General features: G+C 50.8%; 21 protein-coding genes and 1 tRNA gene. 4 read left to right on the top strand and 18 right to left on the bottom strand.

The genetic code is table 11. The annotated features are described in order from the left end of the window. Positions 1-31: 31 nt before the first annotated feature. The 3 genes from menH to BZG72_RS00705 are packed head-to-tail and all read right to left on the bottom strand — an operon-like array spanning position 32 to position 3,865. The gene (gene menH / locus BZG72_RS00695; RefSeq protein WP_077665869.1) at positions 32-811 is read right to left on the bottom strand and encodes a 2-succinyl-6-hydroxy-2,4-cyclohexadiene-1-carboxylate synthase; all 780 of its coding nucleotides are present in this window, start codon (positions 809-811) and stop codon (positions 32-34) included. Then, a complete protein-coding gene (gene menD / locus BZG72_RS00700) occupies positions 804-2,567 on the bottom strand; it encodes a 2-succinyl-5-enolpyruvyl-6-hydroxy-3-cyclohexene-1-carboxylic-acid synthase (RefSeq protein WP_077665870.1) in 1,764 nt (587 codons plus the stop codon). The genes menH and menD overlap by 8 nt, the downstream gene beginning before the upstream one ends. After that, entirely contained in the window at positions 2,567-3,865 is a 1,299-nt protein-coding gene (locus tag BZG72_RS00705; protein ID WP_241832500.1) for an isochorismate synthase, read from the bottom strand. The genes menD and BZG72_RS00705 overlap by 1 nt, the downstream gene beginning before the upstream one ends. Before the next feature lie 270 nt (positions 3,866-4,135). On the opposite strand from BZG72_RS00705, the gene BZG72_RS00710 reads away from it, so the two are divergent. Further along, a complete protein-coding gene (locus BZG72_RS00710) occupies positions 4,136-5,356 on the top strand; it encodes a pyridoxal phosphate-dependent aminotransferase (protein ID WP_077665871.1) in 1,221 nt (406 codons plus the stop codon). Between the two features lie 89 nt (positions 5,357-5,445). Then, a complete protein-coding gene (locus tag BZG72_RS00715) occupies positions 5,446-6,045 on the top strand; it encodes a tRNA-uridine aminocarboxypropyltransferase (RefSeq protein WP_077665872.1) in 600 nt (199 codons plus the stop codon). Between the two features lie 63 nt (positions 6,046-6,108). On the opposite strand, the gene BZG72_RS00720 is transcribed toward BZG72_RS00715, so the two are convergent. From BZG72_RS00720 to BZG72_RS00765, 10 genes are all read right to left on the bottom strand, one after another. After that, positions 6,109-7,467: an anti-phage deoxyguanosine triphosphatase gene (locus BZG72_RS00720; protein WP_077665873.1), complete on the bottom strand. Its 1,359-nt coding sequence runs from the start codon at positions 7,465-7,467 to the stop codon at positions 6,109-6,111. Then, positions 7,454-8,056 carry a 5'-deoxynucleotidase gene (gene yfbR, locus BZG72_RS00725; RefSeq protein ID WP_046075260.1) on the bottom strand — a complete coding sequence of 201 codons (603 nt, stop codon included), beginning with the start codon at positions 8,054-8,056 and terminating at the stop codon, positions 7,454-7,456. Before yfbR ends, BZG72_RS00720 begins: the two co-directional genes overlap by 14 nt. 106 nt (positions 8,057-8,162) lie before the next feature. Then, positions 8,163-8,465, bottom strand: coding sequence for a ComEA family DNA-binding protein (locus BZG72_RS00730; protein WP_046075259.1), 303 nt, complete (start codon positions 8,463-8,465; stop codon positions 8,163-8,165). A 162-nt stretch (positions 8,466-8,627) separates the two neighbouring features. Beyond that, positions 8,628-10,508 (bottom strand): peptidylprolyl isomerase, encoded by a 1,881-nt coding sequence (gene ppiD, locus BZG72_RS00735; protein WP_046075258.1) that lies wholly within the window; start codon positions 10,506-10,508, stop codon positions 8,628-8,630. Between the two features lie 167 nt (positions 10,509-10,675). Continuing rightward, positions 10,676-10,951, bottom strand: a complete 276-nt coding sequence (locus BZG72_RS00740; protein WP_046075257.1) for an HU family DNA-binding protein — start codon at positions 10,949-10,951, stop codon at positions 10,676-10,678. A 188-nt stretch (positions 10,952-11,139) separates the two neighbouring features. Continuing rightward, positions 11,140-13,512, bottom strand: coding sequence for an endopeptidase La (gene lon, locus BZG72_RS00745; RefSeq protein ID WP_046075256.1), 2,373 nt, complete (start codon positions 13,510-13,512; stop codon positions 11,140-11,142). Between the two features lie 138 nt (positions 13,513-13,650). Further along, complete coding sequence (gene clpX / locus BZG72_RS00750; RefSeq protein ID WP_046075255.1) at positions 13,651-14,928, bottom strand: ATP-dependent protease ATP-binding subunit ClpX; 1,278 nt, start codon at positions 14,926-14,928, stop codon at positions 13,651-13,653. A gap of 145 nt (positions 14,929-15,073) precedes the next feature. Then, entirely contained in the window at positions 15,074-15,697 is a 624-nt protein-coding gene (clpP, locus tag BZG72_RS00755) for an ATP-dependent Clp endopeptidase proteolytic subunit ClpP (protein WP_046075254.1), read from the bottom strand. 278 nt (positions 15,698-15,975) lie between these two features. Next, positions 15,976-17,280 (bottom strand): trigger factor, encoded by a 1,305-nt coding sequence (tig, locus tag BZG72_RS00760; RefSeq protein ID WP_046075253.1) that lies wholly within the window; start codon positions 17,278-17,280, stop codon positions 15,976-15,978. A 337-nt stretch (positions 17,281-17,617) separates the two neighbouring features. After that, positions 17,618-17,694, bottom strand: a tRNA-Arg gene (locus BZG72_RS00765). Positions 17,695-18,002: 308 nt separating this feature from the next. On the opposite strand from BZG72_RS00765, the gene folD reads away from it, so the two are divergent. Next, on the top strand, positions 18,003-18,863 hold the full coding sequence (folD, locus tag BZG72_RS00770) for a bifunctional methylenetetrahydrofolate dehydrogenase/methenyltetrahydrofolate cyclohydrolase FolD (protein WP_046075252.1): 861 nt from the start codon (positions 18,003-18,005) through the stop codon (positions 18,861-18,863). A gap of 33 nt (positions 18,864-18,896) precedes the next feature. Here folD and BZG72_RS00775 read toward each other — a convergent pair whose 3' ends face one another. From BZG72_RS00775 to BZG72_RS00790, 4 genes are all read right to left on the bottom strand, one after another. Continuing rightward, positions 18,897-20,138, bottom strand: coding sequence for a response regulator (locus BZG72_RS00775; RefSeq protein WP_046075251.1), 1,242 nt, complete (start codon positions 20,136-20,138; stop codon positions 18,897-18,899). Positions 20,139-20,352: 214 nt separating this feature from the next. Next, entirely contained in the window at positions 20,353-21,567 is a 1,215-nt protein-coding gene (locus BZG72_RS00780) for a GGDEF domain-containing response regulator (RefSeq protein ID WP_241832503.1), read from the bottom strand. Between the two features lie 72 nt (positions 21,568-21,639). Then, entirely contained in the window at positions 21,640-22,140 is a 501-nt protein-coding gene (gene rfaH / locus BZG72_RS00785) for a transcription/translation regulatory transformer protein RfaH (protein WP_077665874.1), read from the bottom strand. Positions 22,141-22,294: 154 nt separating this feature from the next. Then, on the bottom strand, positions 22,295-23,350 hold the full coding sequence (locus BZG72_RS00790; protein ID WP_077665875.1) for a response regulator: 1,056 nt from the start codon (positions 23,348-23,350) through the stop codon (positions 22,295-22,297). Positions 23,351-23,861: 511 nt separating this feature from the next. Between BZG72_RS00790 and BZG72_RS00795 the strand changes: the two genes are divergently transcribed. After that, the gene (locus BZG72_RS00795; protein WP_046075248.1) at positions 23,862-24,461 is read left to right on the top strand and encodes a Yip1 family protein; all 600 of its coding nucleotides are present in this window, start codon (positions 23,862-23,864) and stop codon (positions 24,459-24,461) included. 62 nt (positions 24,462-24,523) lie between these two features. Here BZG72_RS00795 and purF read toward each other — a convergent pair whose 3' ends face one another. Then, positions 24,524-26,038 carry an amidophosphoribosyltransferase gene (purF, locus tag BZG72_RS00800; RefSeq protein ID WP_046075247.1) on the bottom strand — a complete coding sequence of 505 codons (1,515 nt, stop codon included), beginning with the start codon at positions 26,036-26,038 and terminating at the stop codon, positions 24,524-24,526. Positions 26,039-26,052 lie beyond the last annotated feature (14 nt).

Below are 26,052 nucleotides of genomic sequence, written 5' to 3' on the forward strand. Positions count from 1 at the left end.
TTGGGACAAAGCCCGTCATAAAGATAAAAAGTCAAGCGAGTGCGTGACTTTGCGTGAGTACCTGCACAAACCTATCTGGATTTTCAACATGGCTGTTGTGCCCTGCCCCTTCTATCGGCGTGGCGGGGATCCCGGTGTGTTGCCATAGTGAATGTGCAAGTGAGGTAAATTTGTTGTCGTGCTCTCCACAAAGGTAGTCAATCGTGACGCCTTGTCGAAAGGCTTCACCCAGCCCCGCGCGTAAATTCGCCTGGCGGCCCAAAGAGGTCGCCAATAGCATTTTCGCTACGGCGGGGCCGTGATTATTTCCCCGCTCAAGCACTAAAGCGGTACGCTGGTCAGACGTGAGTGACTGGAAGACGGTTTGCTGGTACCAATCGTTTAACACCTCTGACAGGGTTTGATGCGCAAAGCGCGCCGCCCACTGGCTATCTTGTGCCAGCCGCTTGCGTCGTTGATGGCTATCCGCCAAACCTGGGTGACCCGCTTCCAAAAAGACCGCGCGCCAAAGACTGGGTTGAGTGCAGACAAGATGCATGGCAAGGCGCGCGCCGAGCGAGTATCCGACTAAACATGCCTTTTGATGCCCCCACACCTGGTAACACGTTTGTCGTATTGCTGCGACTGTCGTGGCAAAGTCAACGGCTTGATAGCTCACACTGCTACCATGACCAGGCAAATCAATGCACAGCCAATGACAATGGTGCATTTTATCGGTCACCGTACGCCAATCTTCTCCGCTACCTAAAAAACCATGGAGAAACACCACTTTCTTTCCATGCCGATCGCCGCCTTGTTGGTAACTAAGCATGTGTCCCCCTGGCTGCCATGGCAGCTAAGCACTCGCTGAGTACCTGTCCCGCTTCTCCGGCCGGTGTCACCACTTCAATCACATCAGCCCCAGGGGTGGTGAGTGCCTGACTCACGCTTCGCACGAGATCATCTGGGGTCACGGGTTGATGGAAACCCAAAGAGAATTGCGCCGCGATGTGTTCAAAACCTAGATCATGCGGCATCCGGTAGTAGGTATCACAAAGGGTTTGATCAACCGGCAGCGCATCAAAAATGCCACCGCCATTGTTATTCAGGATAAGGATGGCGGCCGGCGCAGACGTCTCCCGCCATAATGCGAGGCTATTAAGATCGTAAAGTGCACTGGTATCACCCAACACCACTAACATTGGCTGAGCGCGGTATCGCTGCACCCCAGCGGCACAGGCGAGTAAACCATCAATGCCCGAGGCGCCACGGTTGGCAAATACCCGATGGTGAGCAAGGTGAGACCAAATATCCGCTAAGCGGATCGCCAAGCTGTTACCGATAAAAACATCCGCGTGGTGAGGCAACATCGCCGGCAGAGTTTGAAAGACATTGTGTTCCGACAAAGGGGAAGTCGGTATGGCGGCGGCCGCCAGTTGCATTTGATACTTGGCACCGTTGACTAGGGCGCATTGCCACGCGCTCACATGCGTCGAATCAGCTATCGCGTCAGAATGTGCACTGTCGACGGCATCAGTCAGTGCATTTAACCACAACCGCCACTGGGACGGCGGCACGACAAACTGTTCGACAGACAAATGATGAGGGGCAAGTGACTGTGTGTGTTCGCTGATCAGCCAGTAGTGAGCTTGCGTTTGCGCCAGCCATTGGCCAAGGCGTTTAGACACCAACCGCCCACCGAGCTGAATCACCCATTGGGCTTGATTCAATTGCTGGAAAAGATCGGGATGGTTAAGCCACAGATCGTAGCCAGGTGCACTGCTCGCCACCCCTGCCTGTGGATCGGCCAAGATAATGGCATGAAGCGAATTCGCTAACCGCTCCACGGCCTCGGACAGCCCCTCTGGCACGGCACCAAGTACAATTACCGTTCGTGGTCCTCCATCAGTCGGCGTCCACCAAGGCGGCCATTCAGGCATCGCAGAACAGCGAGCTTGATGGTGGCGGGTATAACGCTGGCCGCTTTGCCACCAGTGGGCAACAGACTCGCGAAGCTTTTCCTCCTCTGTCTCATCGCGATTGCCATAAAAAGGCTCACGAAACGGACAGTTAATATGGACGCTCCCCCCTTGCTCAGCCTGACGTGCAAGTAGCTGATCCACTTTGGTGAGTAACGCCGGCAAAGGGATCTCAGCGGTCGGCGCCGGAAGCGCCAATTCAGCGGTCACATGAGAAGAAAACAGGCCTGATTGGGTAATCGCTTGGTTCGCGCCACAATCCATTAATTCAAACGGGCGGTCAGCAGAAAGAATCACTAACGGTTCACCGGTTAAGCCACTCTCTACCACGGCAGGCAGCAAATTTGCCACCGCAGTGCCTGAGGTCACAATCACCGCGACAGGCTCACAGATACTCTTGGCCAAACCAAGGGCAAGGTAACCCAGCCCGCGCTCATCAAAGTGACGGTGGATTGTCACCGGACGTTGGGGATGCTGACTTTGTTTCACCGCGGCCAGCGTCAAGGGTGTGGAGCGTGAACCGGGCGCGACACAAATATGCCTGATGCCTAGGCGCGATAGCTCTTCTATCACAACCTCTGCCCAGGTGTGTGTGAGAGAAAGCGACATTAGCAGGCTCCGAGTCTGATGGCGTCTTTTTCAGGCACCGTGCAAGCAGGCAAACACTGACGGAGAGTCGTGAGCTTATTGTCCAGCTCTTGCCACTCAGCATCCGGATCCGAGCCAGGGACAATACCGGCGCCGGCATATAAGTCCACGGTATTCTCTGTCACTTGTGCACTGCGTATTGCCACACAAAACTGGCTTTCACGCTGAGAAAGATAACCGACCGCACCGCTATAACGGCCACGAGCAATGCCTTGCTCGGCTAAAAAGGTACGCGCATTTTCACGGGGCAATCCGGCCACCGCGGCGGTGGGCTGTAAGGCACTGAGCAGCACAGTATCATCAACACCAGGCCCGATGATGGCGCTGATTCGACGACGTAAATGCTGAAGATGGCGAAGCACAATCAGACGCGGTTCAGGGTCAACCGTAATGGTTAACGCATGACGGCGAAGTCCGGCGAAAATATCGTCCACCACCAGCTGATTCTCGTGCACGTTTTTCGTGTCACTTAATAGCCACTCGCCAAGATGGTGATCTTCACTAAAGCTTGCGCCACGACGAACTGTCCCTGCCACCGCTTCTGTGGTCACACGACAATCGCGACGGCGGTATAGCCGCTCTGGGGTTGAGCCAACAAAAGCGTCATCAGGGCCGGTTGCAAAAAGGAAGTGAAAACTCTCGACATTGTGCTGTTGGCTATGCTGTAACAGCTGGCCGGCACTGATCGGCGCATTGAGCGACAGACGCGTTTGACGTGCCAGCACCACTTTTTGTAGTGCGGTCTGCTCCATGTGTGTCAACGCACAACGGACAGATTGACACCACTGAGCGTGGTTGGGGGTATGTGTCTCCTCACGGACAACCGCTTGCCCTGCCGCCAAAGGACGGCCTTGCCAAATCACCTGATTAAGTACCGCTTGGCTGTCACACGCCGTGGTGAGATTAATACTCAGCTGCCATTGCTGGTCACGCCTGACGAGCTCAACCACTGGCAAGAAAAAATCACCACAGCCGGGCGCATCATCAAAGGCCACACAGCCCCAAATGCGCTGGTCAGGCAACAGACTGGCTTGGGCCGCTTGTAGCTGAGAAAACTGATGGCTAGCGCCCAGTGCCAATACCTCTTCACGACCATCGCGTGATTGCCAGTAGGTTTTCGGGTAAATAGGCTGTGCATCCAACCAAGCAACGGGCGACAAATCACCTGGCCAAGTAAACGCCATGGTCAATTGTGCAGGCGCTTGACTGATCGCTACTTGGCTTTGTAAATGATTAGCCGCTTGAATCAAGGTAGTCACGACATCCTCCAACCGCCTAGGCGGCAGTGCTCTTTGCAAGTCAATCCGTACTCTTTTATGTAGCACGTTATTCTTGCTTATCAGTCTACCTGTGAGCGTCTTTTACAAATATGCGCTAGATCAGTTATCTGTCAAACTTGGTCGATTTTTTTGCGCCATTCCTGGCAGTGAAACTTTATCTGCCCAAGTCTTTCGAATTGGCAAACAAATAGTGTAAGTTACCAAAAAAGCCTAATAACAATTTTCACCTTTTTATTTACAGGAACGTTAATGCAACCTATTGGAATGTCCGCCAAGCTGGATGATGTCTGCTACGACATTCGCGGTCCAGTGATGAAAGAAGCGAAACGCCTCGAAGAAGAGGGCCACCGCATTCTTAAGCTGAATATCGGTAACCCCGCCCCGTTCGGCTTTGATGCCCCCGATGAAATCTTGGTGGATGTGATCCGCAACCTCCCCACCTCGCAAGGATATTGCGATTCAAAAGGGCTCTACTCCGCCCGTAAAGCCGTGGTGCAACACTACCAAAAGCGCGGCTTGATGGACTTAGACGTTGAAGACGTCTATTTGGGCAACGGTGCCTCCGAGCTTATCGTGATGGCCATGCAAGCCCTGCTTAATAATGGTGACGAGTTACTGGTGCCCTCACCCGACTATCCACTTTGGACGGCGGCGGCATCTTTATCAGGGGGCAAGCCTGTCCATTACCTTTGCGATGAAGAGTCGGACTGGTATCCAGATTTAGACGATATCAAACGTAAAATCACGCCCAGCACCCGCGGGATTGTCCTGATTAACCCCAATAACCCAACGGGGGCTGTCTATAGTCGCGACTTTTTGTTGCAAGTGGTGGAGATCGCGCGCCAGCATAATCTGATCATTTTTGCGGACGAAATCTACGATAAAATTCTCTACGACGGGGCGCAGCACTACTCTATCGCCACCTTAGCACCGGATGTACTGTGCTTGACCTTTAATGGCTTATCCAAGGCCTACCGAGTCTGTGGCTTTCGCGCCGGCTGGATGCTGGTCACAGGGCCGAAACAACATGCACGCGGTTACATAGAAGGCCTTGAGATGCTGGCATCGATGCGGCTTTGTGCCAATGTCCCGATGCAGCATGCGATTCAAACGGCGTTGGGGGGATACCAGAGCATCAACGAGCTTATCTTACCCGGCGGTCGGTTGCTGGAGCAGCGCGACAAAGCCTATGAGCTTATCAACCAAATTCCAGGGGTGAGCTGTAAAAAGCCGAAAGGCGCGCTCTATCTCTTCCCGAAAATCGACACCAAGCGGTATAACATTCATAACGATGAAAAGTTAATGCTCGACTTTTTATTGCAAGAGAAAGTGCTCATGGTGCATGGAACGGGCTTTAATTGGCATCAACCCGACCATTTCCGGCTTGTCACCTTGCCTCGCGTCGATGACTTGGAGATGGCTATCAGTCGCTTTGAACGCTTTCTCAGCGGGTACAGCCAAAAGTGCTAGTGGGTTACCTGTCGATAACGCAAGCACGTGCGACACGGCTTGCGTTATGTTATTGATCACCGTATTCCGTTTATAACGCCCTTATTCGTATGTCTCGATACTGCTCTCGCTGCCATAAAGCCCACGCCATTTGCATTTGCGATGCCATCATCAAGATTGATAATCCCAATCCCGTGATCCTGCTTCAGCACCCTGATGAAGTCTCGCACCCAAAGAACAGTGCCTGCCTGCTGAGCCTTTCGCTACAACATAGCGTGACCTTCGTCGGAGAAGATTTTAGCCAGCATTCCCCGCTGAATGCGTTATTGGCGGACCCGGACATTACTTATGCCGTGCTCTACCCCGGTGAAAACGCGATGGTACTCAGTGAGATGACGGCCCAAGGTGCGAGTGCCAAACAAGGGGTTATTTTGCTGGATGGGACCTGGAAAAAAGCCTACAAAATGTATCAGTTGTCGACCAATTTACAGGCACTTCCGAGTATCCGTATTGACGCCTGTGCGCCAAGCCAGTATCAGATTCGTAAAAGTCGGAAGCCGGGTGCCCTGTCCACCCTCGAGGCCGGCTATATGGCACTGAGTCAACTCAGTGGAGACCCCACACCCTATCAGCCGTTGCTCGACAGTTTTGACCTTCTCGTTCAGCGCCAGCTCGCCTTTATACCCAATGCGAGCAAGCGCCACGACTGAACGAGCGACTGGCTTATTGTCCCGCACACTGAGGGCGTCATCACCCACGCTCGTCCCCGATCGCTAGCGAATCGCGTACAGCGGACCATTACTGGCGGCGGTAAACATGGTGCTGTGGAGCTTTTGCGCAAAGCTGTCAGTCATCGACGACAGGTAATCGGCAATCACTCGCATCCCTGATTGGCCGTTCGCTCGAGCGGCCAGCCAATCGCGTCGATAGTCGGTTGGCAACAAACGCTCGGGATCAGAGGCAAAGGCATCAAACAACTCCATGACCAACTGTTGGCCCTTGTACTCCACCACCTGAAGCTCTGGCTGTTTAACCACAAATTCACTGACAAAGCGCTTTAGCACCTCCAAAACACCGGCCATGACCTCAGTCAAATAGGCATTCCACGCCAATAGCGGAGAGGTAAAACTGTGGGTGCCATTTTGATTGGTCGGCGCGATCTCCACTGAGGTCAATAACGTATTGACCAGAGCGCCAATCGCGTCCTTACGCTCGTACGGAGGGCCAAACATTTGCTCACTTAGCTCACCAATGTTGGCCTCGAGCCATGGGTCACCACACTCTGCCAAATGGCTTGCTACTGACTCTTGCCATTGCTCCCTCGTCACTAGGCCCATCACGATGGCATCTTCCAAGTCATGGACGCCATAAGCGATATCATCGGCCAGCTCCATGATGGAGCAATCGAGTGATTTATAGCGTGTTTTGCGGTGTTGATCCGTGGCCGTGTGATCGCGAAACGCTAAAAATAACGCGCGATCCGCCTCATTTAATGGCGCGAGCACCCAATCTCGCCGCGCTTTATCATCATCATAAATGCCCTTGGCGGGTTGCCACTCCCGCGCTTTGAGATGGCGAAAGTCGTTAACGGGCGCAGGCTGATTGCCATTGTGAGCGGCACTGATCAATGCGGGGTACTTCATCACACCAAGCAAGGTGCGACGTGCCAAGTTCATCCCATGATCTTGTGTATAAGGCTCAAGCAGCGTGACAATGCGAAAGGTTTGCGCATTGCCCTCAAACCCTCCGTCATTGCGCATCATGTAATTCAATGCGATTTCGCCCCCATGACCGTAAGGTGGATGACCGATATCGTGAGCCAAACAGAGGCTTTCCATCAAACCGGTCGACGGAAGCAGTGGGCGAAATGCTGGTTGTTTCTCTTTGAGCTGAGCGACGATGCCGGTACCAATTTGCGAGACCTCTAGTGAATGGGTTAACCGAGTCCGATAAAAGTCGCTGTGCTCGGCACCGAGCACCTGGGTTTTTGCTTGCAAGCGTCGAAAGGCAGCTGAGTGCAGAATCCGCGCACGATCGCGTTGGTACGCCGTGCGTTTATCATGACGACGCTTTTTCTGCTCATTTGTCATCTGGCGAATTTGCCAGGCGTCAGATAGGTCAAAATCCATCATCACTGATCTCATCCAACGACAGTGTAAAACTATCCACAAAAGTGGCCATAAAGTAATCGCTCGCCGGAGAGCGCCTTTTCTCTAACGAGGCTTCCAGCCGCTTCTTCGCTTGCTCAAACTCATGGTTCCCTGCTGCAATCTCTTCCAGGCATTTTAAATAAGCACATAAGGTGTCGGCCTGTTTCACCAGTTGGTAATCATCCGGCGCGATGTGGTCTGAGTCTATTAGCCCGCTATATTCCTCTTGTAACTCAGGCGGCAGCATCGCGATAAGCTTTTTCTCGGCCATTTTCTCTATTTTTTTATACTCCCCCGCAATGGATGGATTGAAGTACTTTACTGGGGTAGGCAAGTCACCCGTGATCACTTCGCTGCAATCATGGAACATCGCTAATACTGCGATACGCTCGGGTTGATAGTGACCATTGAAGCGTTTGTTATTGATTAACGCTAACGCATGCGCCACAAAGGCAACCTGTAAACTATGTTCAGAGATATTTTCGGCGGAAACATTGCGCATCAGTGGCCAACGATAAATCAGCTTCATTCGCGCAAGGTGGGCAAAAAAGTGGCTTTGTTTTTGAGTCATCGCATCCTGCTACCATGCTACACATCGCTGTCATTGTGTGCATTCAAGCCAGCAGACACAAGTATTATTCGCGCAAAGCGCCAAACACCACTTTGCGCGAGCGTGGTTACACCTTTATGAGGTCTCGGTTTTTATCCAATGTTGAGGGACCAATGCCTTTGACCTCCATCAGTGCGTCTGGCGAGCTAAATTCACCGTGGGCTTGGCGATACTCAATAATGGCCTTGGCCTTCGCCGGACCAATCCCCTTGAGTTGCTCTGATAACTGCTGCTCACTCGCGGTATTGATGTTAACGGAAAGACGTTCAACTTGCTCAGTCGCTTGAACGGCGTTTTCATCAGCACTCCAACTCACCGGCGCCGTCACCAACGCAAGGGCAAAGAACAGACAGGATAAAAGGTGTTTCATGATTTCACTCCTTGTAGAAATGTCAGCCTTACCCTAAGTCCGCGCTCGCCTATTTGCATGTGAGCGATAAAAGAAAAACGACGCAGGACAAAGTCCTAGCGCCGTTTTTCTTACTCAAGCAAAGAGGGTGCGAGAGAGATCGAACTCCTGCTGCCCACTCGCTTACTGGGTATCTGACTCCGCGTAAGTCACATCCACCTCTTCGCGCAACGCTTGTAAGGTCGCAGACAGTGACATGTTACTCATCGCGCGTTGAACACGCGCCGCCATTTGGCTTTGCGGGCTGATATCTGGCACCTCAGGCACCATCACCTTATCCAGTGCGACAACCACCACATCACCTTGACGGTTTTGCGTCACGCCATAGCTGGCGTTGTCAGATGCTGGCTGTGGCAGAGAAAACGCCAGCTCAGCGATAGCTTGTTGCTGAGAAACACGGTTGAGTGTGATGGGGGCACTGAAGGTGTAATCGCTCCCCGTTACCTCACCGCTTTCTTCGAGTTGGGCAATCAAGTCACCGGCGGTTTCTTTTGCTTGCTCTTGGCCTTTCTCGGCGGCGAGCGTTTCGCGAACTTGGTCTTTCACTTCCGCAAAACTAAGCTGTTTTTCCGGCTTCACATCATCAAGGCGCACAACAATCGCATGCTCACCAGACAACTCAATCAACTCTGAGTTAAGCCCGTTTTCACGTACGTCATAGCTGTCAAGTGCTTGCTGGATCTGAGGACGAGCCATCAAGCCAGTCGCCGCGTCTAACGCAAAATAATCGGTATACTGCACCTTGCTGTTCACCGCATCAGCCGCAGGCTCCAAACCATTCGCCTCTTCAAAAGCGACTTCAGCCAGTGTGGTAGACTGCGCGTAGAAACGATCCGCCGCGCGCGCTTGTTGCAATTCGGTACGGATATCGTCTTTTACCTCTGCAAGCGGTGTCACATCCGCCGGATCAATATCGTCTAAACGGATAATATGATAGCCAAAGTCAGATTGAACGAGCCCAGAGACATCGCCTTTCTCTGACAGCGCATACGCCGCTTTCTCGAACGCCGGATCCATCACATCAGGTTCAATCCAGTCCAGCGACCCACCCTGCTCAGCACTGAAGGTGTCATCAGACATTTCCTTCGCTAAAGCAGCAAATGCGGCGCCTTGATTCAGGCGCTCTAGCGCTTGCTGGGCTTTGGCTTTAGCCTCATCACCTGTCCCTTCAATCAGGATGTGGCTCACTTTACGACGTTCTTGTGAGCCATACTGAGACTGATTCTCTTGGTAATAAGTCGCGATGGCTTCATCCGAGACCTGAACCTCATTAGCCAGCCCCTCTCCCGTGAGCTCTACATAAGCGACTTTGACCATGCGAGGCTGGATATAATCGTCTCGGTTAGCTTGATAGTATGCTTCCAGCTCGTCGTCCGTTAGTGATACCTGCTCTGCAAAATCAGCCACTGGGAGCGTGATGGTGCGCACTTGGCGGCTTTGCGCCTCTAAGCGATACAGATTCTCTAACTCACTGGGCAAGACAAAGCCTGAGCCTTGTAGGCCATTAACCAGCTGCTGACGCATTAAGTCTGTGCGCATATAGTTGGCAAATTCATCGGCACTCATGCCCGTTTGGCGCAGAGCGGCTTGATAACGATCGTTATTAAACTGCCCGCCTTGACGGAACTGTGGCATCGCTCTAATCGCTGCTTTGACTTGCGCATCACTCACACGCAAACCGAGTTCGCTAGCCGCCTGCTCTAACAGCAAGTCATTGATCATTCGATCTAAGATGTTTTGACGAAAACGCTTCACATACTCTGGGTTGCCCAGCAGTTGGTTAAACTGCTCTCCGGCTTGTTGCTGCATACGAGCACGTTCGTTTTGATAAGCTCGATCGAGCTCTGCACGGCTGATTTCTTTATCACCGACGGTTGCAGCAGGCGGGTTGGAACCGCCTGCCAGATAGCTGCCGACACCGGCAAAAGCAAAGGAAAAGATGATAAGGCTTAAAATGATCTTCACCGCAAGACTATTGGTGCCTTCGCGTATACGTTCCATCATAACTGGCCGGTACTCCAACTGGTTTGGGCTGGTTGTCTTTCAACTAAAAAGGCGCATCATGTGATGCGCCTTTACGCTCTTGTGCGCCGAATTATACGCGGTTGTTAGTGGCTTTGCAGCTCTAGCGCCCCGTCAAACGCGAATAATTCGGCAGCGAGTCACGAGGATTACTCGTTAACGGCGTCTTTTAACGCTTTACCCGCTTTAAAGCCTGGTACTTTGGCCGCCGCGATATCAATTTCAGCGCCCGTTTGTGGGTTACGGCCCTTGCGTGCAGCGCGTTCGCGTACAGAGAAGGTGCCAAAGCCCACTAGCGCGACCTGGTCGCCTGACTTCAATGTGTCAGACACCGCCTCGACGAAGGCATCCAATGCACGGTTTGCTGAGGCCTTAGAAATATCCGCACCTTCTGCAATATGATCAATCAGTTCCGACTTATTCACTTTTTCATCCCCTTAGATTACATCTCCGCAAACCTATCAATGTTGCGGTATTCAATAACAGACGCTTTGTCGACGAAAGACGTTGAAAGCGCGCTTGCCCGCCCCATGCAGGCAATGCGTCAAAGCAACGTTAGCGAGCAAAAAAAACGCTGACAAGCCTTTTACTGCCTGTCAGCGTTTTACGTTGCTTAATTTTGCTGCATGTCACTCTTTTCGGCGTTAACCAGCTCAATTCCGAGCGGATTATTCTCTAGCGCAATGGTCAAAACATCATCAATCCAACGCACAGGGTGAATAGATAAGTCCTCTTTGACGTTGGCAGGAATATCCTCTAAATCACGCTCGTTTTCTTTTGGGATAACCACCGTTTTTATGCCGCCGCGACGTGCCGCGAGTAGCTTTTCTTTCAAGCCACCAATCGGGAGCACTTCACCGCGTAAGGTGATTTCTCCCGTCATCGCGACATCGGACCGCACTGAGTTACCGGTTAAGCTTGAAACCAAGGCAGTACACATCGCGATGCCCGCACTTGGGCCATCTTTGGGCGTTGCGCCTTCTGGGACGTGGACATGAATATCACGCTTCTCGTAAAAGTCGCTGTTGATTCCCAGCTTCTCAGCACGGCTGCGCACCACGGTCATCGCCGCTTGCACTGATTCTTGCATCACATCGCCCAGCGAGCCTGTGTGCGTCAGTTTGCCTTTACCTGGCATCGCTTCCGTCTCGATAGTGAGCAAGTCACCACCCACTTCGGTCCAAGCAAGCCCAGTCACTTGGCCCACCCGGTTTTGCTCATCCGCTTTACCATAATCAAAGCGGCGGACGCCTAAGTAATCTTGCAAGTTCTCATCCGTCACCGTCACTTGCTTGAGCTCGCTATTAAGCAGAATTTCTTTGACCGTCTTGCGACAAAGTTTAGAAATCTCGCGCTCAAGGTTACGCACGCCCGCTTCGCGTGTGTAGTAACGAATAATGCCGACAATGGCCGAGTCTTCAATCGTGATCTCATGCGGTTTCAAGCCATTACGAGCCACTTGCTTGTCAATCAAATGCTGCTTAGCAATGTTGAGCTTCTCGTCCTCGGTGTAACCAGACAGGCGGATCACTTCCATCCGATCCAGCAGTGGGCCGGGGATATTCATCGAGTTAGATGTGGCCACGAACATCACATCCGAGAGATCGTAGTCAACCTCTAGATAATGATCGTTAAACGCATTGTTTTGCTCAGGATCAAGCACCTCAAGCAGCGCCGATGAGGGATCGCCACGCATGTCAGACGACACCTTATCGATTTCATCGAGCAGGAACAGCGGGTTACGGACGCCCACTTTCGACATCTTCTGGATAAGCTTGCCGGGCAATGAGCCGATATAGGTGCGACGATGGCCACGGATTTCCGCTTCATCACGTACGCCACCCAACGCCATACGGGTATATTTACGCCCAGTGGCGCGAGCAATAGACTGCCCTAGCGAGGTTTTCCCCACCCCTGGCGGTCCCACTAAGCAAAGAATCGGGCCTTTCAGCTTCTTCATCCGATTTTGTACCGCGAGGTATTCCAAAATACGGTCTTTGACGCGCTCAAGGCCATAGTGGTCGGCATTGAGCACTTCTTCCGCGCGGGCTAAATTCTTTTTCACTTTTGAGCGTTTTGCCCATGGCACACTAATCATCCAATCGATATAGCTGCGTACCACGGTGGCTTCCGCCGACATCGGAGACATCATTTTCAGCTTTTGCAGTTCTTGCTCGGTTTTTTCCCGCGCCTCCTGCGGCATTTTTGATTCTTCGATTTTCTGCTTCAGCGCTTCAAACTCGTCCGGCGCATCATCCAGCTCACCCAGCTCCTTCTGAATGGCTTTCATTTGCTCATTGAGGTAGTACTCGCGCTGGCTCTTTTCCATTTGCTTTTTAACGCGACCACGAATGCGCTTCTCAACCTGAAGCAAGTCAATCTCAGACTCCATCATAGTCATCAGGTATTCGAGACGCTCGGAAATATCAACGATTTCCAACACATTTTGCTTGTCTTCAAGCTTAAGCGGCATGTGGGCAGCAATGGTATCAGCAAGACGCGCCGCCTCTTCAATACCATTTAAGGATGTCAGTACTTCTGGCGGGATCTTTTTGTTGAGCTTGATAAAGCCTTCAAACTGGCTGATCGCCGTGCGAACCAACACTTCCTGCTCACGCTCATCCAAGCTTGGCGTGGTCAAATACTCGGCCTGCGCAGTGAAGAAATCATCTTCACTAAACTGATCGATGCGCGCACGCTGCATCCCTTCAACCAGCACTTTCACCGTGCCATCTGGAAGTTTAAGAAGCTGGAGAATGGTTGCCACCGTCCCAACGGTGTATAAATCTGAGATACTTGGATCATCAGTGGCGGCATCTTTTTGCGCAACCAGTAGAATCTGTTTGTCGTTGTCCATCGCCGCTTCAAGGCAGCGTATCGACTTTTCCCTTCCCACAAAAAGCGGGATCACCATGTGAGGATAAACCACCACATCCCGAAGTGGCAGCACCGGAATGTCAATGCGCTCGGAACGCTCCAAGTTCATATGCTTCTCTCTTCCGTTCAATCTGATTATGAGTATATGGGGTCTGTTGGACAGGTTTCAACGGCTCAACCGTCAGAAAATAAAAAAGGGAGTTGTCACTCCCTTTTTCTATATCACTGATAACCTTGTGTAACGATATTACTCGCCACCCGCCGCTTGGTTATCCGTGTGTTCATACATCAGTAGAGGTGCAGATTCGCCTCGGATCACTGAATCGTCAATCACCACTTTGCTCACGTCTTTCATTGACGGTAAGTCGTACATGGTATCCAACAAGACAGCTTCGACAATCGAGCGTAGGCCACGTGCACCCGTTTTACGCTCCATCGCTTTTTTGGCGATAGCACGCAGTGCGTCGTCTCGAAACTCCAGCTCCACCCCGTCGAGTTCAAGCAACGCGCCATACTGCTTGGTCAACGCGTTTTTCGGCTCGCGCAGAATTTGCACCAAGGCATCTTCGTCAAGCTCTCTCAACACCGCGGTTACGGGTAGACGGCCGATAAATTCAGGGATCAGGCCATACTTCACCATGTCCTCGGGCTCAACTTTGCCAAAGAACTCATCGGCTGAACGGTCCGTGGCGCCTTTAACCTGCGCACCAAAGCCAATGCCAGAGCCTGTATCGACACGCTGCTCAACCACTTTATCGAGTCCCGCAAACGCACCGCCACAGATAAACAGGATTTTCGACGTGTCCACTTGCAAAAATTCCTGCTGTGGATGCTTACGTCCTCCCTGAGGAGGAATCGACGCGACTGTCCCTTCTACCAATTTAAGCAGTGCTTGTTGCACCCCTTCCCCAGAAACGTCTCGGGTAATAGATGGGTTGTCGGATTTACGAGAGACCTTGTCAATCTCATCGATATAGACGATACCACGCTCCGCTTTGGCGACATCATAATCGCACTTTTGCAACAGCTTCTGGATAATGTTTTCCACGTCTTCACCGACATAACCGGCCTCGGTCAATGTGGTGGCGTCTGCCATGGTAAATGGCACATCCAAAAAGCGCGCAAGCGTTTCGGCCAGTAATGTTTTACCACTACCGGTAGGGCCGATCAGCAAGATGTTACTCTTGCCCAGCTCCACACCATCTGCGCTTTTGTCACCGTTTCGCAAGCGTTTGTAGTGGTTGTAGACTGCAACCGAGAGCACTTTTTTCGCTTGCTCTTGGCCAATGACATAATCGTCAAGGTGTGCACGAATCTCACTCGGCGCGGGTAAGCTATCTCCCTCGCGCTTTGGCATCACTTCTTTAATTTCTTCACGGATAATGTCATTACACAGGTCAACACACTCATCACAAATGTAGACCGATGGCCCGGCAATTAACTTACGAACTTCGTGTTGGCTCTTACCACAGAATGAGCAGTAAAGCAGCTTTCCGCTTCCACCGTCTTTTCGCTTGTCTGTCATTCGCTAACCTCTTTGGGGCATTTGCCCGTCGTTGCCTTATGTTGAGTTTACAACAAATCGGCCACTTTTTCCGACCCAACCACTGACAAGCTTTGCGCTTGTTCACGCAGCTTGCTTGATTTCAACGCCCTAAGGCATGTTGGGTTTAGTCTCGTTGACTTAATACGGCGTCAACCAAGCCATAGTCCACCGCTTCCTGTGCCGCCATGAAGTTATCACGGTCGGTGTCACGTTCAATCACTTCCATCGGCTGGCCTGTGTGCTCAGCCAACAGGGTGTTGAGGCGGTGCTTGGTTTTGATCATTTCTTGGGCATGAATTTCAATATCAGACGCTTGGCCTTGGAAGCCCCCCAGCGGCTGGTGAATCATGACCCGTGAATTCGGTAGGCAATAACGTTTGCCTTTGGCTCCACCCGCCAACAGGAACGATCCCATTGAGCACGCTTGGCCAGTACACAGGGTGCTGACATCAGGCTTGATAAACTGCATGGTGTCATAGATCGCCATGCCTGCCGTGACCACGCCACCTGGCGAGTTGATGTACAAATAAATGTCTTTTTCTGGGTTTTCTGACTCTAAGAACAGCATCTGCGCCACAATCAAATTTGCCATTTGATCTTCCACTTGCCCAGTGAGGAAGATGATGCGTTCTTTTAGCAGGCGAGAGTATATATCGTAAGAGCGCTCGCCGCGCGAGGTTTGTTCCACCACCATAGGAACAAGGGCGTCCATAATTGGCGGCATGGCATTATTGTGTTGTTGGCTCATAGCGTAATATCCCTAATCGAATTCGTTATAACTCTTGCCTTAACCAAGGTTTAGCACAAAACGCTGTAACAGGTCACTAAAATCTTAAATCGATGCACGCAGCTTAATGATCCAGCGAGGTTTTTTATGGCTAAAACGTCTCGCACTCTTGACGGTTAAGCGGCCAATATAGCGACTCAGTAGATGGAAAAAATGGCCCAAATGACAAGTCATTAGGGCCATTGTAAGCAAATCCATTTACGCAGTGTCAATGCGACACAAACGTTTTTTAACCTTGATTAAGCTTGCTGAGAAGCGTTCATCAAGTCACTAAAGCCGACTTCAGCTTCGGTGACAGTGGCTTTTGCCAGTAGCGCATCAATCGCTTGCTCTTCTAGCGCGACGTTGCGCATGTTTTCCATCAGCTTCTCGTCTTTCTCGTAGTAAGCGACAACTTCTGATGGATCTTCATACGCAGATGCCATTTCTTCGATCAGTGCTTTAACACGCTCATCATCAGCTTCAAGCTCTTCTGACTTGATCACTTCCCCAAGCAGAAGACCGACGCTTACACGGCGTTTAGCTTGCTCTTCGAACAGCTCACGTGGTAGCTGAGAAGCGCTATCCATGTTGCCGCCAAAGCGTTGTGCCGCTTGCTGACGCAAGGTGCCAATTTCTTGCTCAATCAGCGCAGACGGTACGTCGATTTGGTTTTGCTCAACCAAGCCGTCAAGTACCTGCTCTTTCACCTTGTTCTTGATCGCTTGCTTGAGCTCGCGATCCATGTTTTTACGCACTTCCGCTTTCAGGCCTTCTACGCTGCCATCGGCAATACCAAAGCGCTGTACGAACTCTTCTGTCAGCTCAGGCAGCTCTTGCTCTTCCACCTTGTGCAGTTTAATCGCAAACTGCGCCGCTTTACCTTTTAGGTTCTCAGCGTGGTAGTCGTCTGGGAAGTTCACATCGATAGTGAATTCTTCACCCGCTTTTTTACCCACTAGGCCGTCTTCAAAGCCTGGGATCATACGACCTTGGCCCATTTCTAGTTGGAAGCCTTCAGCTTTACCGCCTTCAAACTCTTCACCGTCGATGGTACCAACAAAATCCAAGGTGACACGGCTGTTTTCTTTCGCTTCACCCTCTGCTTCAACCCAGCTCGCTTGTTGCTTGCGCAGGGTATCAAGCATCTCGTCCACATCACTTTCTTGAACGTCTGCTTTTGGCTTCTCAACGCTGATAGCATCTAGGCCTTGAAGCTCAACCTCTGGGTACACTTCAAAGTCAGCTTTAAAGACCAAATCTTTACCCGCTTCGTTTTCAACGGGTGTAAAGCTTGGCGCCCCTGCTGGGTTCACTTTTTCTTGAATCATGGCTTCGATGAAGTGACGCTGCATCACTTCGCCCAGCACGTCTTGGCGTACTGTGTCACCGTACATGCGTGACACCATCTTCAATGGAACTTTACCTTTACGGAAACCATCAAAACGACGATTCTTAGCGATATTGCGTAGCTCTTTAGTGACTGCGTCATCGATGTTGGCAGCAGGCACTGTGATGGTCATTTGGCGCTTAAGGCCTTCGGTGGTTTCAACGGTAACTTGCATTATAAATTTAACCTCAAATTTACTCAGGGGTACTGAGTGATGTTTACCAGTTTTACTGGTGGCATCATCTGAGCTATGAATCCGTCATAGCCCCTGCGAATCCGGATACACGCAAATGGCGTATCGAGCTATCTCATCCGAGACTGAAAATTAAGACGCGCTATTATAGCGGCACCCGTCAACTGAGTCGAGACAAGGGGCGACCGATGGCGTTTCAATATCAAAATTGGGGTGATATCTCACAATTCAACCGCGTGGGATCACACTTTTTACGGTTTTATGTGTGTTTGGTTATTTTCAGAGCAGTTCGGTGAGACAAACAGGGAAAAAAGCAGAATGGCGCGCCCTACAGGATTCGAACCTGTGACCCACGGCTTAGAAGGCCGTTGCTCTATCCAACTGAGCTAAGGGCGCACTGTCTTTACGCAGCGTGGATTATAAAGCGACGTTAGGCGTCGTCAACGCTTTTCCCTAAAATCTTGACGTGGTTGCTCAAAACCACATCATTTACTGGCTATGTATTCATGCGACGCGGTGAGGCGAGAACGCGAAATTGATGCTTTTCGTGTTTCAGTTTCGTCAAGCATCGTGCGAGCATGATCGGCTGAGTGCTTTTTTTGCCTTCCCCCTCATTAAACTGCATTAGCAAACGTTTGCGTAATAGCTTTTAGGTGCGTTTTTTGTCACACTATTGCCAACATTGCTTTAGCCGAAGGATAGTTATGGCCGCACAACTCATTGATGGAAAGCTGATCGCGCAAACCGTGCGTCGAGAGGTTGCCGCCCGCGTTTCCGCTCGCACTCAAGCGGGACGTAGAGCCCCCGGATTGGCGGTAATTCTGGTCGGAGACGATCCTGCCTCCCAGGTTTATGTTGGCAGTAAACGTCGTGTCTGCGATGAAGTCGGTTTTGTGTCAAGGTCTTACGACCTCCCGGCTTCGTGCTCTCAACAAGAGTTACTCTCACTCATTGACACCTTAAATGCGGATGACAGTATTGATGGCATTCTCGTCCAACTGCCCTTACCCGCAGGAATTGATGCCACGTCCGTATTGGAGCGCATCCGCCCAGACAAAGATGTCGATGGGTTTCATCCCTACAATGTCGGTCGCTTGTGTCAACGCATGCCAACCCTGCGTTCTTGCACACCAAAAGGGATTATTACCCTCCTAGACCGCTACAATGTCCCTCTTCGTGGTAAACATGCGGTGATCGTGGGTGCCTCCAATATTGTTGGCCGCCCGATGACGTTAGAACTGCTATTGGCGGGCTGTACAACCACAACGTGCCACCGGTTTACCCAGGATTTAGAAGCCCATGTTCGACAAGCCGATGTGCTGGTTGTGGCGGTCGGTAAGCCTAAGTTTATTCCTGGCGATTGGATCAAGCCCGGCGCCATTGTGATTGATGTGGGCATTAACCGCATGGAAAACGGCAAGCTTATCGGCGACATCGAATATGAGCTCGCCTATGAAAAGGCTAGCCATATTACCCCAGTCCCAGGTGGCGTGGGCCCTATGACTGTCGCGACCTTGATTGAAAATACGCTCATGGCCTGTGAGCAATACCACGATGGTCACTAGCATGAGAGAGGGTCAAACTGGCCCTCTTTTTTTTCAGGATACTAAATCCGTTTGTCCATCTTGGATGAGCTGATTTCGTCCCCCTGCCTTGGCTTGGTACAAACACCTATCTGCGCGCTGAACAAGTTCATCAATACGGGCATCGGCATGGACCATCCCTATACTGATGGTGATTGAAAACGCCTTATCATAGGGTGACCAAACGGTCTTTTCCAATTCTTCTCGCATCGCCTCAAGCCGGCGCACAAAGCTCTGCTCGTCATTGCCGTAGAGGATACAGAATTCCTCCCCACCGAAGCGAGCGACCATGTCCTCCGGAAAATAGCGTTTCATCATCTTTGCCAGCTCAATCAGCGTAATATCGCCGATATGATGCCCAAATTGATCATTGATCTTTTTAAAATGATCGACGTCGACCAGCGCCAAACTCCTCGGTCCCTTGTGTGAGCGTGTGTGAGGGTGCTCGAAAAAGTAACGTCGATTCCACACTTGGGTTAAATAATCCGTATTGGCCATATTGAATAGGCGACGCTCGGTATCGAGCGCATTCAGTGTGCTGTGCAAGCGACAATAAAATTCCTCTTGGTTAAACGGTTTGGCCAAAAAGTCATTCGCACCCGCTTTTAAAAACCGCGCCGTTAAGCTGGGATCTTCCTCACCCGATAAGCCTATAATCGCCAATTGGCCGTCTGTTTTCAGTTTGCGTAATGCCTTAACCACACTCACTCCATCCATTTCTGGCATGGTGTAATCGGTAATCACCAAAGAAATTCGCTTATCGCGCCGCACCATAGCCAATGCCTCTTGACCATTTTGGGCCTCAAGGACATTGAGGTATTGCCGCTCTAATAAGCTGCGCACGTAGCGACGTGCCGTCAGCGAATCATCCACAACTAGCACATGGTGCTGATGGTTCTTTTCCAGGCGGTTGAGTAATGGCGCTATCGATGACACGCACGAGGGACTATCTTTGGGGATGTAATCAATCACGGTTTTGGCTAGCACACGTTCCCGAGTCCGAGCATCCATCATCGCAGTGAGTACAATCACTTTTATGTCCAACGACAAACATACGTCAATGATTTCACCGTCCTGCCCATCAGGCAGGCAGTAGTCGAGGATAGCACAAAGAAAGTCGGTCTCTTGGTTGAGGATCGTCTCTGCTTGTTCGATTGAGTTTGCTATGCATGGGATGTATCCGGCCTTTCGTATCTCGGCTTCAAGTAACCGCCTGAAAGGTCGACTATCTTCCACAACCAACACTTTATATTCCATCTGCAACGCACCACGTCTTCACGTTAATTTTGCGCGACAATGCACGCAACGGGGCAAGAAGCGGTACAGGGTAAGGGCAATTGAGTGCGTGTAGACAGAAATTGCGCAAATTTCTCAACAATGACACACATCTCGCAGATATTTGACGCAACACCAACAACCGAACGCACACTTTATGCGTTATTTCGTGTCACTTTTTAGACAAAATAGACATTTACCCTTGATGCACCACCATTTGATTCCGGCCAGATGCTTTTGCCTGATACAAGGCTTGATCTGCCATATGTAAAAGGCGTGAGAGCGAGGCCGCTTGAGAGTCCACGCCAATGCTCACCGTTACTTTCAGCGTCTGATCTGACACCCGTACGGGGCGTTCGGCGACTGATTGGCGATAAGAGTCTAGCGATTGCTGAAATACCGTCAAATCACGAAGCGATAATACACAAAACTCTTCTCCTCCCAATCGGGCGACCGTGTCTTCCGGAAAGGCGTCTGCCAGCATTTGCGCGACCTCAACCAACACATCGTCACCGATATGATGACCAAAGTCATCATTGATACGTTTAAAGCAATCAATATCAATAATCGCCAAATGCTTACGCGCTTCATTTGCAAGCTGGTCACCCCGCTCAAAAAAATAGCGTCGATTCCAAAGCTGCGTGAGAAAATCTGTATTCGCCAAGAGAAATAACCGCCATTCGGTATCAATCGCATTCAAACAGCTATGCACGCGGCAGAAGAACTCTTCCTGATTAAACGGCTTGGGCAGATAATCGTTCGCCCCTGCTTTGAGAAAACGTGCCGTTAGCGCACTATCATTATGTCCAGACAAGCCTATGATCGCCTGTGAGCACTCGGCATCTTTCTTACGAAGCGCATACACAAGCTGAAGGCCATCCATTTTCGGCATTTCGTAATCAGTGATAATCAGTGATATATCTGGCGTTTTTTCCAGCACGTCAAGTGCCTGCTCACCATTTTCAGCTTCCAATACGGTTAGATACTGACGCGCTAACAACGCAGAGATGCGTTTACGTATCGAGGCAGAGTCATCAACCACCAGCACACGGTGTCCTTGATTGTCAGCCAATCGCTTAACGAGTCGGCAAACCGCATCAATACAATGACTGCTGTCTTTGGGGATATAATCGATAACGGGCTTTGATAGTATCTCATCACGCGTTTTCTCTGTTTGCGAGGCGGTGAGGACAACCACTTTAAGCCCGACGGCTAAACAGATATCGATGACTTCGCCGTGGTGAGCATCCGGCAAATTATAGTCGAGGATCGCACAGAGAAAGGTTGTGTGGTGATCTAGCACATCCCTCGTTTCTGCTAGGCAGGTACAGGTCACAGTGGCAAAACCCGCTTTTCTCACCTGTTGTTCAGCCAGCATGCGAAACGACCGGCTGTCTTCAACGATAAGCACCGACTCCAACGACTGCCTCCCTCATTCAAAGCTATACCTTGATGAGTGTAGCAGCCAAACCGGGAGAGCGTGTTAACTGGAGGCGCTGATATCGGAGTTATTGATACAAAGTTCAGTTTGCTTGCTAAGTATATTTATCAGCAAAATGCAGCGTTTCTCGCCGTCTTTTTCTTTGAAGATCGCTTCCGTTCCAGCAAACTGCCCCTGCTCAATCATCACCGACTGTCCAGGCTTGAAGCCTTGGTAGAGTGCGTCACGTTGTTCGTCACAATCTTCCATCGTCATCAGCTGTTGGATCAACGCCAAGTCGACCTTGACCGGGTACGCACCTTGGCGAACGAAATCAACCACACCACGCGTGGAGCGAACACTTGTATACTGCACAAGGTCGGGATCAAAGCGGGCAAACACATAGTTGGGGAAGAGTGGCTCTTCAACTTGCTGACACTTGCCTCGACGCAACTTTTCCACCGTCACGGTCGGGTAGTAACAATCAACGCCTTGGCGCTTCAAATTTTGCTCTGCGCGTTGCTGTTCCGCGCGCTTACAATAAAGTAAATACCAATGTTTCATGTCGTTCTGTCCCTGATGTCTATCGACAGTGGCAGCCTGTCCAGAGCGACGAGAGTATACGGATGTTAGGCCCACACAGCAACAAAGGCGAGCGCTAATCAAAGCCACTCACCTTTGCTTAGGGTTAACGATTCGACATGGTACCGCTGAATCGTTAGGCGATTTTTTGAATATCGACGCTAAAACTGTTCAAGCCAACTTCATTCAGCGACACACGCGCATCACCGGATTGAAGATCGACGCTTTGAAATTGGCTCGAGAACGCATCGCGCCCCAACCAATGATCACTGTGAACAAGGCTTGTCGCTCCACAGCTATCGACCGTGGCTTTTATCCCCGCCGGTAAAATATCAAGCTGATTATCGGTGGTGTTTAATACACCGAACATCGCACGAACCGGCGATGTGTAGGCTGAGGCTCGAATCGCATCCTCGATCCGTTTTACCAAGGTGAGAAATCCCCTTTCATTGACATCACCTGAGCGGACAAAATCATTAAAAAACGCACGGATCATCAAGGTGGTCGCGGTGCCGTCTTCCTCTGCGGAGGCAGAGTCGACCACATAAAAGGCCATTTTTCCGCCCATCAACCACGCATAATCCAATACAATGGGGTTGGCATCTGCCGATTGCAGTGAGTGGTAAGAAAGACGCCAAGCACCTTGTTGCGAATCGGGCTCTGGCATCAGCCCCATTAATAACTCACGTGCGCTGCCTGGGTTATGGCGTAAGGCATCAAGGTGCCACTTGAGCTCTGTCTCTGATGCCCCGCGATCCGTATCCTCGCTCACTTTAAACCATTGCTGACTAAAATCATCGCTGGCGTGAACATCGTCGTTCGCATCATCAACCACCGCCTCGATGGCTTTTTTAACCACATTAATATCTTCAATCGGTTTGATCAGAAAGTCTTTCACCCCAAAGCGAAGCGCTTGGGCGACGTCAGCCATCCCCCCAGTGCCAGAGATCACGATCATAGGTAGCATTGGATATTCAAGGCTCACCTCCTCAACGAATTCTAAGCCTGTCATCACTGGCATCGACAGGTCACTGATCAATAGGTCAGGAATCGACTGTCTTAGCGCTTGCAACCCTTCTAAACCATTTTCAACCTCACGTACTGCCGCTCCTTCTCTTTCGAGAAAAGACGCAATCATCCGACTGAAGACGGGATCATCTTCAACGATTAAGATCTCTTTATTATGCAACACGACGCTCTCCTCCAGGACTGCAAAGCAGCGGCTGTTTTCATTCTCACTGCACTAATCGTAGTTGAATTCAGACACACCTGTGACCGCTAATGAGATTTAATTCAGTAGCGCTCTATAAACAGCTGTTTAAAATAATAATTTTCTTAGCATTCAAGCAGGTGAATCGTCAAAGCCATTTATCGGCAGCATAAAAAAGGCTTGAAAATCAATGACACTATAAGAGTACGCTACTCTGTATTAAAAGTAAGACTTATAACAATTAATACATGATGTCTATCACAAGAATGTATATCGGTATTGTCTAAATATCGAGCCAGTCAGAAAAGCGCAGCAAGGCGATTTTTTGTCGGGAGGAAAACTTGCCAATTGAGACACCAACAACTATTCCTTATTAAAGGAGAGTGTATACGGCATCTGTCTCCGCACGCCAGCAGAGAAGACGTTTTACTTGAGGCGTCGTGCGCCGACCGTTGCACCTGACTTCACTGAGGGAATAACGAGCGGGGTTACTATGATATTAAGTCATTTATTGGGGTTATATACCCATCCCAAAAAGGAATGGAAAGCGATTGGCGAGCGCCACGAGGCCGCCTCAAACAGCATTGGTCACGCGTTGTTACTTGCGTTAATCCCGCCTGTTTGTGCCTATTACGCGAGCGTCCACATTGGCTGGCAGATCGGCGCAGGGGATCCCATCTTTATGACCCCACAAAGCGCACTGTTCATCGCCAGTGCCATGTATCTTGCGTTATTGGGTGGTGTGGCCGCGTTGGCCTATCTCACATTGTGGATGAGTCGCACGTTTGGCTCTGCCCCAACTTACACTCAGTGTCTTGAACTGGCGGCCTATACCGCGACGCCCATTTTTATGGTAGGACTGGCCACGCTCTACCCGGTGGTGTGGTTTGTGATGATCGTCGGCTTGATTGGCATTGCCTACTCTGTCTACCTCCTCTACACGGGGGTACCGATATTGATGGAGATCCCTGAAGAGAGAGGCTTTATCTATGCGAGCTCTGTCGTCACTTGCGGGTTAGTACTGCTGGTCGCGATCCTTGCTGCCTCTGTCATCCTTTGGAATGTCGGCATGGGCCCAGTCTTTACCCATTAATCGACATACACTCAACGGGCTAACACTGAAAAACGCCGCGATAGATATCGCGGCGTTTTCAATTAATCCTCGTTATGTATCTCTAAGTTAGCCAGCTCTTGCTGCTGCTCGCGTACCGTTTTCGCATCGTCGTTCCGCAAGCTTTGTATATACTCGAGGTAAGCTTGATCGACATCCTGAGTGACGTATTCACCGCTGAATACGGACGTCTCAAAGCGCTCAATAGCCGGGTTCGCTTCGCCAACCGCTGCCACCAAGTCAGAAAGATCTTGGTAGACCAAGCCGTCCGCACCAATCAATTGACCAATTTCATCGACTTCACGACCATGGGCGATCAGCTCGTTAACGCTGGGCATGTCGATGCCATAGACGTTAGGAAAACGCACTTCGGGGGCGGCTGATGCCATATACACTTCTTTTGCCCCGGCCTCGCGCGCCATTTCAATAATTTGCTCCGAGGTGGTGCCGCGGACTATCGAATCATCGACTAACAGAACGCGTTTGTCTTTAAATTCAGAACGAATAGCATTGAGTTTACGGCGCACCGATTTCCGACGCATTTGTTGCCCGGGCATAATAAAGGTCCGACCGACATAACGGTTTTTGACAAAGCCTTGGCGGTAAGGCTTACCGAGCACTTGGGCAATCTCCAAGGCGATGTCACAGGAGGTCTCCGGAATGGGGATCACTACATCAATATCAACATCATCCCACTCTCGTTGGATTTTAGCCCCCAGTTTTTGTCCCATACGGATGCGTGCACCGTATACGGAAACCTTATCTATAAAGGAGTCCGGGCGAGAGAAGTAGACAAATTCAAAGATGCAGGGGTTTAAACTCGGCGCATCCGCACATTGACTGGTATGCAGTTGTCCATCAAGCGTGATATAGATAGCTTCACCGGGTGCCACATCACGGACAAAATCAAACCCGACCGCATCCAACGCCACTGTCTCCGACGCCACCATGTATTCAGTGCCGGCCTCCGTATCACGTTTACCTAAACAGAGTGGCCGAATGCCCTTAGGATCACGAAACGCTATCACACCGTGACCAATGACCATGGCCACGACCGCATAAGCCCCCGACACTTGTCGATGCACTGACGCCACCGCGGCAAACATATCGTCAACCGTTAATGGATGCGATGTCGCGGTTGATAACTGGTGGGCAAGGACGTTAAGAAGGATTTCAGAATCAGAGGTGGTATTAAGGTGGCGACGATCTTTCTCGAATAGCGACTGACGCAAGTCTTGCGCGTTGGTGAGGTTGCCATTGTGCGCCAGGGTAATACCGTAAGGAGAATTCACATAAAAAGGCTGCGCTTCTGACGCACTCGAACTCCCCGCGGTTGGATAACGCACATGCCCAATGCCAACTTGGCCTTGTAAGCGCTGCATATGCTTAAGTTGAAACACATCCTTTACGAGGCCATTGGCTTTTCTAAGCCGGAAACGATTGTCGTCAATAGTGACAATCCCGGCTGCATCCTGTCCCCGGTGTTGTAGCACCGTCAGTGCATCATAAATGGACTGATTGACCGGGGTGTTACCAACGATTCCAACAATACCACACATGTCAGCGATTCCTT

This window comes from Salinivibrio sp. PR6 (genome assembly GCF_001995955.1).
In the GTDB taxonomy this organism is placed as follows: Bacteria; Pseudomonadota; Gammaproteobacteria; order Enterobacterales; family Vibrionaceae; genus Salinivibrio; species Salinivibrio siamensis.